This is a genomic window from Rhodobacter lacus, assembly GCF_042683065.1.
Classification (GTDB): domain Bacteria; phylum Pseudomonadota; class Alphaproteobacteria; order Rhodobacterales; family Rhodobacteraceae; genus Rhodobacter; species Rhodobacter lacus.
Genome location: NZ_JBHUIX010000002.1, coordinates 69,242 through 84,952, shown reverse-complemented (window position 1 = coordinate 84,952; position 15,711 = coordinate 69,242). Strand labels below are relative to the sequence as shown.

At 67.4% G+C, this 15,711-nt stretch carries 13 protein-coding genes; 12 read left to right on the top strand and 1 reads right to left on the bottom strand.

Annotated features, from left to right (window positions below):
- Positions 1 to 85: 85 nt before the first annotated feature.
- The 12 genes from ACFSM0_RS01140 to ACFSM0_RS01085 all read left to right on the top strand — a co-directional run bounded on the left by ACFSM0_RS01140 (position 86) and on the right by ACFSM0_RS01085 (position 14,898).
- A complete protein-coding gene (locus ACFSM0_RS01140) occupies positions 86 to 1,714 on the top strand; it encodes an aromatic amino acid lyase (RefSeq protein WP_377385913.1) in 1,629 nt (542 codons plus the stop codon).
- A gap of 37 nt (positions 1,715 to 1,751) precedes the next feature.
- Positions 1,752 to 2,663 (top strand): glycine betaine ABC transporter substrate-binding protein OsmF, encoded by a 912-nt coding sequence (osmF, locus tag ACFSM0_RS01135; RefSeq protein ID WP_377385910.1) that lies wholly within the window; start codon positions 1,752 to 1,754, stop codon positions 2,661 to 2,663.
- 90 nt (positions 2,664 to 2,753) lie between these two features.
- A complete protein-coding gene (locus ACFSM0_RS01130; protein WP_377385907.1) occupies positions 2,754 to 3,938 on the top strand; it encodes an ABC transporter permease in 1,185 nt (394 codons plus the stop codon).
- Positions 3,935 to 4,861, top strand: a complete 927-nt coding sequence (locus ACFSM0_RS01125; RefSeq protein ID WP_377385904.1) for an ABC transporter ATP-binding protein — start codon at positions 3,935 to 3,937, stop codon at positions 4,859 to 4,861. The genes ACFSM0_RS01130 and ACFSM0_RS01125 overlap by 4 nt, the downstream gene beginning before the upstream one ends.
- Positions 4,861 to 5,604 carry an ABC transporter permease gene (locus ACFSM0_RS01120; protein WP_377385901.1) on the top strand — a complete coding sequence of 248 codons (744 nt, stop codon included), beginning with the start codon at positions 4,861 to 4,863 and terminating at the stop codon, positions 5,602 to 5,604. Before ACFSM0_RS01125 ends, ACFSM0_RS01120 begins: the two co-directional genes overlap by 1 nt.
- Before the next feature lie 9 nt (positions 5,605 to 5,613).
- The gene (locus tag ACFSM0_RS01115) at positions 5,614 to 6,996 is read left to right on the top strand and encodes a dihydroorotase (RefSeq protein WP_377385899.1); all 1,383 of its coding nucleotides are present in this window, start codon (positions 5,614 to 5,616) and stop codon (positions 6,994 to 6,996) included.
- Positions 6,993 to 8,234: a Zn-dependent hydrolase gene (locus tag ACFSM0_RS01110; protein WP_377385897.1), complete on the top strand. Its 1,242-nt coding sequence runs from the start codon at positions 6,993 to 6,995 to the stop codon at positions 8,232 to 8,234. The genes ACFSM0_RS01115 and ACFSM0_RS01110 overlap by 4 nt, the downstream gene beginning before the upstream one ends.
- Positions 8,231 to 9,331, top strand: a complete 1,101-nt coding sequence (locus ACFSM0_RS01105; protein ID WP_377385894.1) for a DUF917 domain-containing protein — start codon at positions 8,231 to 8,233, stop codon at positions 9,329 to 9,331. The genes ACFSM0_RS01110 and ACFSM0_RS01105 overlap by 4 nt, the downstream gene beginning before the upstream one ends.
- Complete coding sequence (locus tag ACFSM0_RS01100) at positions 9,324 to 10,988, top strand: urocanate hydratase (protein ID WP_377385892.1); 1,665 nt, start codon at positions 9,324 to 9,326, stop codon at positions 10,986 to 10,988. Before ACFSM0_RS01105 ends, ACFSM0_RS01100 begins: the two co-directional genes overlap by 8 nt.
- 297 nt (positions 10,989 to 11,285) lie before the next feature.
- Positions 11,286 to 12,611: a sodium:proton antiporter NhaD gene (gene nhaD, locus ACFSM0_RS01095; RefSeq protein ID WP_377385889.1), complete on the top strand. Its 1,326-nt coding sequence runs from the start codon at positions 11,286 to 11,288 to the stop codon at positions 12,609 to 12,611.
- Positions 12,612 to 12,782: 171 nt separating this feature from the next.
- On the top strand, positions 12,783 to 14,165 hold the full coding sequence (locus ACFSM0_RS01090; RefSeq protein WP_377385886.1) for a glutamine synthetase family protein: 1,383 nt from the start codon (positions 12,783 to 12,785) through the stop codon (positions 14,163 to 14,165).
- A 154-nt stretch (positions 14,166 to 14,319) separates the two neighbouring features.
- Positions 14,320 to 14,898 carry a CHAP domain-containing protein gene (locus ACFSM0_RS01085; protein ID WP_377385883.1) on the top strand — a complete coding sequence of 193 codons (579 nt, stop codon included), beginning with the start codon at positions 14,320 to 14,322 and terminating at the stop codon, positions 14,896 to 14,898.
- A 53-nt stretch (positions 14,899 to 14,951) separates the two neighbouring features.
- On the opposite strand, the gene ACFSM0_RS01080 is transcribed toward ACFSM0_RS01085, so the two are convergent.
- Positions 14,952 to 15,566: a class I SAM-dependent methyltransferase gene (locus tag ACFSM0_RS01080; protein WP_377385881.1), complete on the bottom strand. Its 615-nt coding sequence runs from the start codon at positions 15,564 to 15,566 to the stop codon at positions 14,952 to 14,954.
- Positions 15,567 to 15,711 lie beyond the last annotated feature (145 nt).

Genomic DNA, 15,711 nt, shown 5'->3' with positions numbered 1-15,711 from the left:
TCGGGTGTGCAGAAAAAGACATATGTTCGCGCTCGATGCAATTGCCTATCGTCACGGAACTGACCCCACCCACCAAAGACCCGCGATGACGATCCCTCTGGCTCCGCCGCAAATCCTTCTTGATGCAACGCCGCTCTCGCTGGGGCTGATGCGGGCGGTTCTGGCCGCTCCGGTGCGGGTGGATCTGAGCGCCTCTGCCTGGGCGGCGGTGCGGCAAGGCCGCGCGGCGCTGGAGCGGGCGGCTGAGGGGGGGCAACCGATCTACGGCATGACCACCGGCGTTGGCGCGATGAAGCACAAGAGCCATGCCGGCGCGGAGATGGCGGCCTTCAATCAGGGGCTTGGATTCGCGCATGCGGTGGCGGTGGGGGAGCCGGTCCCGGTCGGGGTTGCCCGTCTGGCGCTGCTGCTCCGGCTCAACACGATCGCCAGCGGTCGGGTTGGCGTGACCGAGGATTTTGCCCGGTTTCTGGTGCGGATGATCGCGCAGGATATTCTGCCGCGCATGCATCGGCGCGGCTCTGTGGGCTGCGGAGATCTGGGCCAGCTGGGCCAGCTTGCCGCGGTGATGGGCGGCGCGGGCGATGTGGTGTGGCAGGGGCGCGAGATGCCCGCAGCCGAGGCATTTGCCGCGGTGGGGCTGAGCCCCTACCAGATGGCCCCGCGCGAGGGGCTCGCGGCGGTTGCCTCCAACAGTTACGGGCTCGCGGCGGCTGCGGCGGCGGTGTTTGCCGCGCGCGACCGGATCCGGCTTGCGCTGGCGCAGGCGCCGGTGACGGCGCTTGCCTGGGGGCTTGACCGGACGGTCTGGGCGGCGGCGGCGCAAAGCCTGATGCCGATGGAGCGCGAGCTTGCGCGCTTTCTGGGCGAGGCCACGGCGCTGCAGGCCGAATGGCCCGCGCGCGCAAGCGTGCATGACGCGCTTTCGGGCCGGTTTCTGGTGCAGGTGCTGGCACCGTGCCTGATTGCGGCGCAAGAGGCCGCAGAGGCGCTGCATCTGGCCAGCGCGCAGGTGGATGACAATCCCGCGCTGGATCATGAGGGGCGGGTGCTCACCTCAGGCGCGAGCCATCACGGGGTGATCGCGCTGCGCCTTGGCGCGCTGCAGGGCGCGCTTGCGCAGCTTTCGCGCAACCTTGCCAATCATTGCCTGATGCTGACGGGGGGCCAGCTTCCGGGGCTTCCGGTCAACCTTGTGCCGCCGGGGGTTGCGGCAACCGGGTATGGCCCGCTGATGAAGCTGGTGGCCGAGCAAAATGCCCGCATTGCGGCGGCGGCGGCACCGGTGGCCCCCTTTGCGCTGACGCTTGCGGCCGGGCTTGAGGACGAGGCCTTGCTGCTGCCGCTCACCGCCGAGCGGCTCGCCGAGCAGGCGGAGGCGCTGGGCTGGGTGCTCACCGTCATTGCCGCGGTTTCGGTGCAGGCGGTGGCGCAACGTGGTATCGTGCCGACGGCGGGGCTTGCCGCGCAGATGACGGCGCTGGTGCGCCAGCATCTTGCCCCGTTCGAGGGTGACGTGCCGCTTGGCGCGCCGCTCTCGGCCTTGCGCGCCACGCTTGATGCGCAGAGCACGCTGCAAACGCTGCTCTCGGGATGCGCCTTCCTGCCCGAGACCGCGGCGGATCTTCCGCTTTTTGTCGCGGCGGAGGCCGCACCGTTGCCAAGCGGTGACGACAGATCAGACGACCTCAAGACGTTGGATCAACCAACCTGATGACCCCCGCGCCAACCCTTCCAACAGGAGACCGGACATGACCCCCACCAAAACCTTTGCCGCCGCCGCGGCGCTTGCCCTTGCGGGGCTTCCCGCGCTGGCCGACCCGATCACCGTTTCCTCGAAAATCGACACCGAGGGCGGGCTTCTGGGCAATGTGATCTATCTCGCGCTCGAACATGCCGGTCTGCCGGTCGAGAACAAGCTGCAACTGGGCGGCACGCCGATCCTGCGCGATGCGATCACCTCGGGCCAGATCGACATCTACCCCGAATACACCGGCAACGCGGCCTTCTTCTTCAATGAGGCCGACAGCGACGTCTGGAAAGATGCCGCCAAGGGGGCTGCCCGCGCCGCCGAACTCGATCTCGCCGCGAACAAGATCGTCTGGCTGCCCGCCGCGCCCGCCAACAACACCTGGGCAATTGCGGTGCGCACCGATGTGACCGAGCCGAACGGGCTTGCCACAATGTCGGATCTGGGCAAGTTCATCGCCGAAGGGGGCACCATCAAGCTTGCCGCCTCGACCGAATTTGTCACCGCGCCCGCCGCGCTTCCGGCGTTTCAGACCACCTACGGGTTCAAGCTGAGCCCGGACCAGATCGTCCAGCTTTCGGGCGGCGATACCGCGGCCACGATCGCGGCGGCGGCGAGCCAGACCTCGGGCGTCAACGCCGCGATGGTCTATGGCACCGATGGCGCGATCGCCTCGGTCGGGCTGAAGGTGATGGAGGACGACAAATCGGTTCAGCCGGTCTACCAGCCCGCGCCGATCGTGCGCGAAGAGGTGCTGGAGGCCTATCCGCAGATCGCCGATGTGCTGGCGCCGATCTTTGCCGGGCTCGATCTGACGACCCTGCAAGAGCTCAATGGCCGCATTCAGGTGGGCGGCGAGCCTGCCGATGCGGTGGCGCGTGACTACCTGGCGACCCACGGCTTTCTGAACTGAGTCTGTGAGCCATCGGGGGGCGCCCTCACGCCCCCCTTATTGCGGTCTGCCGCGCCTGGCGGACCGCCCCCTTTCAACCGCTGGTGAACGATGCGCCTTGCCCTGCCCACCCGATCAGAGCTGAGTGCCCCGGGCCTGCTCTTCGCGCTTGCCGGCGCGGCGGGGCTGTGGCTGCCGCTGGTGCAGCTCAAGCCGAACCGGATCGTGCCGGGCACCGGGCTCGAGCTGGTCGCGGCGCTGCCCGGCGCGCCGGGATGGGCGCTGGCGCTCGCCCTTGTGCTGCCGCTTCTGATCGGGCTCGATGCCCGGCGCGGCCTGATCTTGCGGCTCTCTCTGGCGCTTGCCGGGCTGTGCCTGAGCCTGCTTGCGCTGGGCCTCGCCGCCGATGCCCTGATGCCCGCGGGCAACCGCATGGCGCGGGTTTCTCCTGCCGCGGGGTTCTGGCTTTTGCTGCTCGCCTTCGGGCTGATGGCGACCGATGCGCTGGCCCGGCTGCGCCCGAGCCTGAAGCTGCGCGCGGCGCTGCTTTTGGGCGCGGTGATCGCGGTGGCCGGGCTGCTTGGCTCCGGCTGGCTCGACCACACCTCGGTGATGATCGAATATGCGGCGCGGGCAGAGATGTTCTCGCGCAGCCTGTGGCAGCACCTTTTGCTCTCCTTCGGCTCGCTGGCGATGGCCTTTGTCGTGGGCCTGCCGACGGGGATTGCCATTTTCATGCTGGCGCCGCTGCGCAAGCCCGTGCTCGGCCTGTTGAACATGCTGCAAACAATCCCCTCGCTCGCGCTTTTCGGCATCATGATCCCGCTCTTTGGCTGGATTGCCACGCATGTGCCGGGGGCGGCCGAACTTGGCGTGGCGGGGATCGGCCCGTTCCCCGCGCTGATGGCGCTTTTTCTCTACGCGCTTTTGCCCGTGGTCTCGAACACATGGGTCGGGCTGTCCGCGGTGTCGCCCGCGGTGCGTGATGCCGCGCTCGGCATCGGCATGACCCCCGCGCAGGTGCTGGCCCGCGTCGAGCTGCCGCTTGCGCTGCCGGTGGTGCTGGCCGCGGTGCGCATCGTGCTGGTGCAAAACATCGGCCTTGCGGTGATTGCCGGGCTGATCGGCGGCGGCGGCTTTGGCAGCTTTGTCTTTCAGGGGCTGAACCAGACCGCGATGGATCTGATCTTGCTCGGCGCCCTGCCCACCATCTTCCTTGCCCTTGTCGCGGGCATCGGCCTTGATCTGATCGTCGAGGCGCTGTCGCGGCGAGATCCCGAACGGAGCACGCCATGATCCGCCTCGACCATCTGAGCAAACGCTACCACGACGTGACCGTTGTCGACGATGTCAGCCTGACGGTGGAAACCGGGCAGATCGGCGCGCTCGTCGGCACCTCGGGCTCGGGCAAGACAACGCTGCTGCGGATGATCAACCGCCTTGTCGAGCCCTCGGCGGGCCGGGTCTGGATCGGCGATACCGATGCCGCCACGCTCGCGCCGCACCTGCTGCGCCGCCGGATCGGCTATGCGATTCAGGGCCACGGGCTCTTTCCGCACCGCACCGTGGGCGAGAACATCGCCACCGTGCCGCGGCTTTTAGGCTGGCGCGAGGCGGAGATCGGCGCGCGGATCGACGAGTTGATGCACCTTTTTGATCTTGATCCCGCGCTCTACCGGGACCGGCTGCCGCATGCGCTTTCGGGCGGGCAGCAACAGCGCGTGGGCGTGGCGCGGGCGCTCGCGGCGCGGCCCGAACTGCTTTTGATGGATGAGCCCTTTGGCGCGCTTGATCCGGTGATCCGGGCGCGGGCGCAAACCGACCTGCGCGCGATCCAGCGCCAGCTTGGAACCACGCTGGTGATCGTCACCCATGACATGGAAGAGGCGATCACGCTTGGCGACCGGATCGCGGTGATGGACAAGGGGCGGCTCTTGCAATACGCGCCCCCCGCCGAGATCCTGACCGCCCCCGCCACCCCCTTTGTGGAGGCGCTGGTGGGCAGTGCCGAGCGCCCGTTCCGGCTCTTGTCGCTCACCTCTGTGGCCGATCTGCGCGAGGCGGGCACGGCGCCGGGCCCCGAGATCGCCCCCGAGACCACGCTGCGCGAGGCGCTTGCGCTCTGCCTCTGGCAGGGCCGCACAGCGCTGCCGGTTGCCGGGGGCGGCGTTGTCACGCTGGCGGCGCTGCAAGCCCGCGCCGAGGGGGGGCGGGTGTGATGGTCGGGCGGCTCTTCCTGCTGGCGGCGGCGGCACTCCTGTGCGCGCTTCTGGCCGTGCCCGAGCGCTTTGCGCCGCTCTTTGTGCCGCTCACCCACAACAATGCGCCGCCGATCTATCTGCAAACGAGCCTGTTGCAGCTCACGCTGTCGCATCTGGGGCTTGTCGCGCTTGCCGTTGCCGCCTCTACCCTCGTTGCGGTGGCGGGGGGCGTGCTGGTGACCCGGCCTGCGGGGCGCGAATTTCTGCCGCTTGCGCGCACCATCGCCTCGGTCGGGCAGACCTTTCCGCCGGTGGCGGTGCTGGCGCTCGCCGTCCCCGCGATGGGCTTTGGCGCCGGGCCGACGCTCGTTGCGCTCTTTCTCTACGGCTTGCTGCCGGTGTTCGAGAACACGCTGACCGCGCTTTCCACCCTCCCGCCCTCGGTGATCGAGGCGGCGCGCGGCATGGGGCTGACCCGGCGCCAGCGGCTTTGGCAGGTGGAGCTGCCGCTTGCCGCGCCGGTGATCCTTGCCGGTGTGCGGCTCACCGCGGTGATCTCGCTTGCCACCGCCACGATTGGCTCCACCGTCGCCGCGAAAACGCTGGGCGAGGTGATCATCGCCGGGCTGCTCTCGGCCAACCCCGCCTTTGTGGTGCAGGGCGGGCTGATCGTCGGGCTGCTCGCGATCCTGATTTACGAAGCTTTCCAGAAGCTCGAACTCTGGTCCGCACGGCGGGCCGGGCAGATTCGACCACGATGAGGTGATCCGATGTCCGATTTTGATCTCGTCCTGTCCGGGCGTGTGATCCTGTGCGACCGTGAAGTCGAGGGCGGCTTTGTCGCCGTGCGCGATGGCCGCGTGGCGCTGATCGGCGAGGGCGCCCCACCCGCGGCCCGCGAGCGCCATGCGCTTGGCGCCGCTATGATCCTGCCCGGCGCGGTGGATGCGCAGGTGCATTCGCTCTCACAAAAGGGCGCGGAGGGCTTTGCTGCCTCAACCGCCGCCGCAGCGGCCGGTGGCGTCACCACGATCGTCGACATGCCCTATGACGAGGGCAATCTTGTGTGCTCGGCAGAGGCGGTGCGCCTGAAGGCCGCGCAGGCCGAGGCGGAGGCGCGCGTCGATGTGGCGCTTTACGGCACCATCGACCCGCAAGACGGCCCCGCCCGCATCGCCGAGCAGGCCGAGGCCGGGGTCTGCGGCTACAAGTTCTCGACCTTCGGCACCGATCCGAAGCGCTTTCCGCGCATTCCGCCCGCGCTGCTCATGGCCTGCTTTGCCGAGGTGGCAAAAACCGGCCTGGCCGCGGGCGTGCACAATGAAGACGATGCCTTTGTGCGCGATGCCATCGCCGCGGTCGAAGCCTCCGGGATCACCGACTGGCGCGCGCATGGGCTCTCGCGCCCGCCGATGACCGAGATCCTCGCGCTGTTGCAGATTTACGAGACCGGCGCGGCCACGGGCTGCCCGGCGCATGTGGTGCATTGCTCGCTTGGCCGCGGCTACGAGATCGCCGCGCGCTACCGCGCCGAGGGCCATCACGCCACCATCGAGGCCTGCATCCATTACCTCACGCTCGACGAGGAAAACGACGTGGCGCGGCTTGGCGGCAAGGCCAAGATCAACCCGCCGGTGCGCCCGCGCGCCGAGGTGGAAAAGCTCTGGCGCCATGTGGCGGCGGGCAATGTCTCGATGGTCTCGACCGACCATGTGAGCTGGTCGGAGGACCGCAAGACCCACCCGGAAATGCTGAAAAACGCTTCTGGCGTGCCGGGGCTGGAGGTGATGGTGCCGCTGTTTTTGAAAGGGGCGCTCGCGCGCGGGATCTCGCCGGTCTGGGCGGCGCGGCTGATGGCGGAAAACCCCGCCCGCCACTTCCGCCTTGATCCTGCCAAGGGCGGCATTGCCCTCGGGCGCGACGCCGATCTGACGGTGCTCGAACCGGTCGAGAAACGCTATGATGCGACGGCGAGCCGGGTCTCCGTGGCGGGCTGGTCGCCCTATCACGGGATGGTGCTGCCCTGGACCGTTGCGGCCACCTGGCTGCGCGGCGCGCAGGTGTTTGACGGCGCCACGGTGGCGGCGCCGGGCACCGGGCGCTTTGTGCGACCCGCCCGCCCGCTCGGGCTGCGCGCGCCGGTGCACGCATGAGAAACCTGCGCGTCAATGCCGAGCGCATCGCCGCCGATCTGGCTTCGCTTGCGGCGATCACCGACCCCGACCGGCCCTGGACCCGGCGCGCCTTCTCGCCGCGTTTCGATGCGGGCCGGGCATGGCTCGCCGCGCGCTTCGCCGCGGCGGGGCTGCAGGTGACCACGGATGCGGGCGGCAACCTGCTTGGCACCCGCAAGGGGCGCGCGGGGGGGGGCACGATCTGCCTTGGCAGCCATTCCGACACCGTGCCCGATGGCGGCCGCTTTGACGGTGTTGCGGGGGTGGTCGTGGCGCTCGAAGTGGCGCGGATGCTGGAAGAGCGCGGCCTCACGCTGCGCCATGATCTGTGCATCGCCGATTTTCTGGCCGAAGAGGTCTCGGTCTTTGGCGTTTCCTGCATCGGCTCGCGGGCGATGGCCGGGGTGCGCCCGCCGGATTGGCTCACCCTCACCCATGACGGGCGCAGCCTTGCCGAGGCTTTGCGCGCGGTGGGCGGAGACCCGGAGCGGGAGTCCAAGCGCGACGACATCTGCGCCTTTTTCGAGCTGCATATCGAACAGGGGCCGGTGCTCGAAAGCGGCGGGCTCGATATCGGGCTTGTCACCGCAATCGCCGGCATCACCCGGATCGAGATCCTCCTGACGGGGCGGCCCGATCATGCGGGCACGGCGCCGATGCATTTGCGCGCCGATGCGCTGGTGGCGGCGGCGGGACTGGTGCAGGCGATTGATGCGAAGGCCCGCGCTGAGGCCGCGAAGGGCGTGCATTTCACCGCCACGGTGGGCGAGTTCGCGATCACCCCGGGCGCGGCGAATGTGGTGCCGGGCACGGCGCGGCTTTTGATTGATGCGCGGGCGGTTGCGCGCGGGCAGATGGAGGCGTTTCTCGTCTGGCTCGAGACCGCGCTTGCCGCCCTCCCTGCCGGGATCGCAGCGCAAAGCCGGGTGCTCTCGGACAATCTGCCAACGCCGATGGACCCGGAGCTGATTGCCCGGCTGGAGGCGGCGGCCAAGGCCTGTGGCGCGCGCGCGCTGCACATGGCCTCGGGCGCGGGCCATGATGCGGCCTTTCTGGCCCGGATCGCGCCCGCCGCGATGCTGTTTGTGCCCTGCCGCGAGGGCCGCTCGCACTGCCCCGAGGAATGGGCGGAAACCGCAGATATCGCCTTGGGGGCAGAAGTGATGGCCGAGGCCGTGCTTGCCTTCGACGCGGCAACCGAAGGAGATCCCGCATGAAACGCATCCTGACCGAAGCCGATATCGAACCCGCTGTGCGCGGCGGGTCCGTCTATGCGGCGGGTGGCGGCGGCTGGGCCGATCATGGCCGCATGCTGGGCCGCACCGCGCTTGGCATGGGCCGCCCCGAGCTTGTCTCGATCGACGAGCTTTCCCCCGATGATTGGGTGGCGACGGCAGCCGCGATCGGGGCGCCCGCCTCGACCACGGCATGGGAGATGCGCGGCGGCGATTACGTCAAGGCGGTGCAGCTTCTCAACGAGGCGCTTGGCACTCCGGTGGCCGGGCTCATGGTCGGGCAAAATGGCAAAAGCTCAACGCTGAACGGCTGGCTTCCGGCTGCGGCGCTCGGCTGCAAGGTGGTTGATGCCGTGGGCGATATTCGCGCCCATCCAACCGGCGACATGGGCTCGATTGGCATGGCGGGCAGCCCCGAGCCGATGATCCAGACCGCAGTGGGCGGCAACCGCGCCGAGGGGCGCTATATCGAGCTGGTGACCCGCGGCGCCACGGCGAAAGTCTCGCCGATCCTGCGCACGGCCTCGGATATGTCGGGCGGGTTCATCGCTTCTGCCCGCAACCCGCTCCCCGCCGCCTATGTGGCAAAAAATGCGGCGCTTGGCGGCATCTCGATGGCGCTTGATCTGGGCCATGCGATCCTTGCCGCCGCGCCGAAGGGGCCTGCCGCGATCCTTGATGCGATTGTTGAAAAAACCGGCGGGCGGCTTTTGGCCGAGGGCGTGATCACCCGCAAAGAGGTGCGTTACACCAACGAGGCGTTCGACATCGGCACGGTGACTGTGGGGGACGGCGCGCGCGCGATCACGCTGCATGTGATGAACGAATACATGGCGATTGATGATGCCGAGGGCAACCGGATCGCCTCTTTCCCCGATGTGATCACCACGCTTTCGACCGCGGCGGAGCCGCTTTCGGTGGGCGAGCTGCGCGAGGGCATGCGCGTGCATGTGCTCCATGTGCCCAAGACGCTGCTGCCGCTGGGGGCGGGGGTGCTCGATCCCGCCGTTTACCCACCCTGCGAGAAGGCGATGGGGATCGCCCTCGCGCCCTATGCTCTGGAGAAGACCAATGCCTAAAGCCAACCCGCGCCACCCCGATTTTCCGATCCCCGGCGGCCCGGAGCTGCGGGCGCGGACCTGGCGCGCCGAGGGGCTGTTGCGGCTTCTTGAAAACGTGCTCTCGGTGGGTGAGGCGCCCGAGCGGCTCGTGGTTTATGCCGCGCTTGGCAAGGCGGCGCGGAGCTGGCCCGCCCATCAGGCCATCGTCAAGAGCCTCACCGAGATCGAGGAAGATGAAACGCTGATCATCCAGTCCGGCAAGCCGGTGGGGCTGCTCAAGACCCATCCGGGCGCGCCGATGGTGATCATGGCCAATTGCAACATCGTGGGGCAATGGGCGAAGGCCGAGGTCTTTTACGAGCTTGAGCGCAAGGGGCTGATCTGCTGGGGGGGGCTCACCGCCGGGGCGTGGCAATACATCGGCTCGCAGGGCGTGATTCAGGGCACCTACGAGATCTTCATGCGCATTGCCGAGCGCCGCTTTGGCGGCACCCTCGCGGGGCGGTTCATCCTGACGGCCGGGCTGGGCGGCATGGGCGGCTCGCAGCCGCTGGCCGGGCGCATGGCGGGGGCGGCGATCCTGTGTGTCGAGGTTGATCCCGCGCGCGCCGAGATGCGCCGCGAAATCGGTTTTCTCGATGCGATCGCGCCCGATCTGGAGAGCGCGCTGGCGATGATCGACGCCGCCCGCGCCGAGGGCAAGGCGCTCTCGGTGGCGCTGATCGGCAATGCTGCCGAGATCTACCCCGAGATCGCGCGGCGCGGCATCACCCCCGATATCGTCACCGACCAGACCTCGGCGCATGATCTCGTTTATGGCTACATCCCTGCGGGCTATGACCTTGCGCGCGTGCAACGGCTGCGGGCGCAAAACCCCGAAGAGCTGATCGAGGCCGGGCGGGCCTCGATTGCGCAGCATGTGCAGGCGATGCTGGCTTTCCAGAGCCGCGGCGCCGAAGTGTTTGACAACGGCAACCTGATCCGCACGCAGGCGCAGCAGGGCGGGGTGGCGAACGCTTTCGACATTCCGATCTTCACCGAGGCCTATTTGCGCCCGCTCTTTGCCCGTGCCATCGGCCCGTTCCGCTGGATGGCGCTTTCGGGCGAGGAGGAGGACATCCGCCGCATCGACGATCTGGTGCTCGCGATGTTCCCCGATGACCGGATCGTGACGAACTGGATCCGGCTCGCGCGCGAGAATGTGCCGTTTGAGGGGCTGCCCGCGCGCATTGCCTGGCTCGGCCATGGCGCGCGCACCGACCTCGCGCTGGCGGTGAACCGGATGGTGGCGGAAGGCAAGCTTGCCGGGCCGGTGGCCTTTTCGCGCGACCATCTCGACGCCGGGGGGATGGCGCATCCCAATATCATGACCGAGAACATGCGCGATGGCTCCGATGCGATCGCGGACTGGCCGCTCCTTGATGCGATGACGCTCTGCGCCTCGGGCGCCGATCTTGTCACCGTGCATTCGGGCGGGGGCGGTTATGCGGGCTACATGACCTCGGCGGGGGTAACGATTGTCGCTGAGGGCAGTGCCAGCGCCGAGGACCGGCTGCGCCGCGCGCTGAGCAATGACACGGCGCTCGGCGTGATCCGCTATGCGGATGCGGGCTATCCCGAGGCGCTCGACGAGGTTGCCCGCAAGGGCATCGGCCACGTTCGCTGCGCCGGATAGAGGCGCAGCGGGCCTAGGCGCTGTCCGGGCGGCGGCGCCCCTTGGCGGCCCCTCGGCGGCCCTGACAGCCGGGCTTGGAACGGCGTTTGCATCCGGTGCGAAATCGGGGCCGCCGTTGCGCTTGTGCGCGTCTCTCAGGTCGATAGAGTTTGCGCAAACGTGAGTGACCGGCTAAACCCGGCAGCGGCCCGGCCGCACAGATCCCACGTGGCCGTGTGCCTTACGGGACGATCTTCAGGGGCGCAAAGCGCTTCCGGGCTGGTCCTCGATGGGCGGAGCAGTTTGGAGAGCGAACAGATGCACGAACTCAATCTGACCGGGAGCTTTTTTGGCATCCTGTCAGTCCTGATCTTTCTCGGCGCCTATGTGCTGGTGATTTTCGAAGAATCCACCCATATGCGGAAATCCAAGCCGGTGATGCTGGCGGCGGGGCTGATCTGGACGCTGATCGGCATCGCCTATGCAATGAACGACATGTCGGATGTGGCGCATGAACATGCCACGTTCATCGTCGAGGAATATGGCGAGCTGTTCCTGTTCCTGCTGGTGGCGATCACTTACGTCAACACGATGGAAGAGCGGCGCGTGTTCGATGCGCTGCGTGCCAAGCTTGTCGGCATCGGGCTGAGCTATCGCAAGCTGTTCTGGCTGACCGGCATCCTGGCCTTTTTCCTCTCCGGCGTGCTCGACAACCTGACCACCGCGCTCGTGATGGGCGCCGTCGTTGTTGCCGTGGGGCGGACCTCGATGAAATTCGTCACCGCGGGCTGCGTCAACATTGTGGTTGCCGCCAATGCCGGGGGCGCCTTCACCCCCTTTGGCGACATCACCACGCTGATGGTCTGGCAAAAGGGCGTGATCGAGTTTTTCGAGTTCTTCGTGCTGCTGCTGCCCTCGCTGGTGAACTGGGGCCTGCCGGCGCTGATCATGTCCTTTGCCGTGCCGCATGACGTGCCGCCCCCCACCACCGACAATGCCCGCATGAAGCCGGGCGGCGCGGTCGTGGTCTGGCTCTTTGCCGCGACCATCATCACCGCGATCAGCTTCAAGAACTTCCTGCATCTGCCGCCGGCAATGGGGATGATGATGGGGCTCGGCTACATGCAGATCTTCACCTATTTCCTCACCCGCAAGGGCAAGCGGCTGCAACGGGAAGAGCTGGTGCTCGACAGCTTCAAGCAGTTCGAGCGCGTCGAATGGGATACGCTTTTGTTCTTCTTCGGCATCATCTTCGCCGTAGGCGGGCTGGGCGTGCTGGGCTATCTCGACATGCTCTCCACCACGCTCTACGAGGGCCTCGGCCCGACGCCTGCCAACATGATCCTCGGCGCGCTCTCGGCAGTGGTCGACAACATCCCGCTGATGTTTGCGGTGCTGACGATGGACCCGCAGATGAGCCATGGCGATTGGCTGACGATCACGCTCACCTGCGGCGTCGGCGGCTCGCTCCTGTCGATCGGTTCGGCAGCGGGCGTGGCGCTGATGGGGCAGGCCCGCGGGCTCTACACCTTCTCGGGGCACCTGAAATGGACCTGGGCGATCGCGCTGGGCTATTTCGCCTCGATCGGGGTCCATCTGCTGATCAACTCCCACCATTTCGAGGTGATGGCGCGCGTGCACTGAGCCGGCGCCAGCGGGGGCGGACAAGACAAGGCCCGGGCTCTGCCCGGGCCTTGTCAGTTTGCGATAACACTGCCCGGATTGGCGGCCTGCGACCGGTTGCCTTTGCCGCCACTGCGTGATGATCTGGCGCGATCCCGCAGGCCCTGCGCCTGCCTCAGCGAAGCCGAGATCATGCCAGCCCCCAACGGTGCCCTGCCAGAAGAAGCCGAGGCCTTTCTGGCCGCCCATCCCGAGATCGAGGCCATCGACATCGTTTTGCACGATGCCAATGGCATTGGCCGCGGCAAGATCATCCGCCGTCATGAGCTGATGGGGATCTATACCGGCGGGCGGCATTTTCCGATTTCGATTCTCGGCCTCGATATCGTGGGCGAGGATGTGCACGAGACCGGGCTGATCTGGGATCAGGGCGATGGCGATCTGCGCGCCTGGCCGGTGCCGGGGAGCCTGAAGGCGCTGCATGGCACGCAGCCCGCGCGCGGCGAAGTGCTGATGAGCATGTATCATCTCGATGGCAGCGAGATGCGCTCCGACCCGCGCCATGCGCTTGCCCGGCAAGTGGCGGCGATGGCGGCGGAGGGGCTTTCCCCCGCGGGCGCCTTCGAGCTTGAATTCTTCCTCCTTGATCCCGATACCGCGCAGGGCGTGCGCCCGGCCGCCGCGGTGCTCGACGGGCGACGCTCCGACTGGACCGAGGTCTATTCGGTTGATCATCTGCACGGGATGGAGCCGCTGTTCTCGGATATTTACCGCGCGGCCGAGGCGATGGGGATTCGCGCCGAAACGGTGATTTCCGAATATGCGCCGGGGCAATATGAACTCACCCTCGATTACCGCAAGGATGTGATGCAGGCCGCCGATGACCTTGTGCGGCTTAAGCGAATCGTGCGGTTGCAGGCGCGCCGGCATGGGGTGGTGGCCTGCTTCATGGCCAAACCGGTCGAGAAATATGCCGGCTCCGGCATGCATTTCCACGTCAGCCTTTGCGATGCCTCCGGGCGCAACATCTTTGCCGAAGCGCAGGAAGGCACCTGGAACGACCCGTTGCGGCATGCGCTGGGGGGCCTGCGCGCGACGATGGCCGAATCGATGCTGGTCTTCGCGCCGCACGGCAATTCGTGGCGTCGGTTCGTGGGGCAGAGCTACGCGCCCGTCTCGCCGAACTGGGGGGTGAACAACCGCTCTGTGGCGCTGCGCATTCCCGTCAGCCCGCTGGCGGCGCGGCGCATCGAGCACCGGCCCGCGGGGGTGGATGCCAACCCCTATCTGGTGGCGGCGACGGTGCTGGCGGGCATTCGCCACGGGCTCAAAAACCGTATCGACCCCGGCCCGGAGACCACTGGCAACGGCTATGCCGACGAGAGTGCGGAAGCGGCGGCGATTCCGCGTGATTGGCGAGAGGCGATTGCAGCGGCGCAAGGCTCGGCGTTTCTGCGCGATGCGCTCGGGGCAGACATGCACCGCACCTTCACCGCGATCAAGGCAGCCGAGCTCGACCGCGTGGCGCGCTGGATCGCCGATGTCGATTACGCGCTTTATCTGCACACGGTCTGACCGGGTTCCCTCTGCAACAGGTGCGTAACCCCTGAAGCGGCGAGTTTCCGCCGGTCTGCCGGGGTGCGCGCATCCGGGGGGTTTTCGGAATTCGGCGAGGACGGTAAACGAACGGTCAATAACGAGCAGTGTTCAACAGACTCAACTGGAACCGATGACGACGCTTTCCACTCTGGGCGCGCGTGCCCTTAAACTTGTGCTTGCAATCAGCCTTGCCGCCAGCCTTTCGGCCTGCGTCGGGCGCGACGCCGAAGGGCAGATGCGCTTCGCCAGCCCGCAAGACGACACGACGCAGATTGACCCTGATCGCAAGGCCTTTGCCGTCTCGGTGGCGCACGAACTGCGGGCCCGCGGCCAACGCGTCTGGTGCGTGCCGTTTGCGCGCAACGCCTCCGGGGTCGATTTGCGCGGCAATGCCCGCACCTGGTGGTCGCAGGCCGATGGTCGCTACGAGCGCAGCCATGCGCCGAAAGTCGGCGCCGTGATGGCCTTCTCTGCCACCCGCAAACTGCCGCTTGGCCATGTTGCCGTGGTGTCCGAGGTGATCTCCGAGCGCGAGATCCGCATTGACCATGCGAACTGGCGCCGCAACCAGCTTTCGTTCGGGATGACCGTCATCGACGTGTCGAAAAAGAATGACTGGAGCCTTGTGCGGGTGATGAGCGAGCCGGGCAACCTTGGCCGCCCCTATCCGGTTTCGGGCTTCATCTACGCGGAGTCGCGGCGCGGCTGAGGCGGCGCTGCGGAGGCGGAGAGCCGGGGCGCGTTCAGGCGCCCCGGAGGTGGTCAACGGCGGCGGAACCGCAAATAGGTCATCAGACCAAGCGGCGGCAGCCGGTGTTCCTCGATCAGTTCCAGCCGCGGCTCGGCCATCACCTGATCACGCTCGAAATCGGAATGCCAGCCAAGCGCGTCGGCGAGCGGCGCCGCGGCTTTTGCGGCATAGCCCCAAATTCCTGACTGCTGCGCGAAATGGTTGGTGATCAGCACCGTGCCGCCGGGGCGGCAGACCCGCGCCATTTCCGCCATCACGCGCTCCGGCTCGGGCACCACCGACATGATATGCAGCGCCACGACATGATCAAAGCTCGCATCGGCAAAGGTGAGATGGCGGGCATCCATGATATGCAGCCCCTGCACATTCGCGAGCCCCTCGCGATCGGCGCGGGCCTTTGCCTGCGCCAGCATTTCGGGGGAAAGGTCGATCCCCGTCACCTCCACATGCGGCTGATAAAGCGCCAGCGCGAGGCCGGTGCCCACGCCCACCTCAAGCACCTTGCCGCCTGTCGTGTTCACCTCATGCGCGGCGCGGTGGCGCCCGGCATGGGTGATCTTGCCGAAAGTCTTGTCATAGATAGGCGCCCAGCGCCGATAGCTGCGGGCAATTGCGTCTTCATGCATGAAATCCTGTCCTCCGCGGGTCCGGGGTCGCTCAAATCGCGCAGAAACTGGCGTATCGCCCGCGATATGGCAAGGACTGCGTCGGTTTTTGCGCCCAAAGCGGCGCTTATGGACGGCACATCTGCGTGATCTGCAAGCGCCGCTG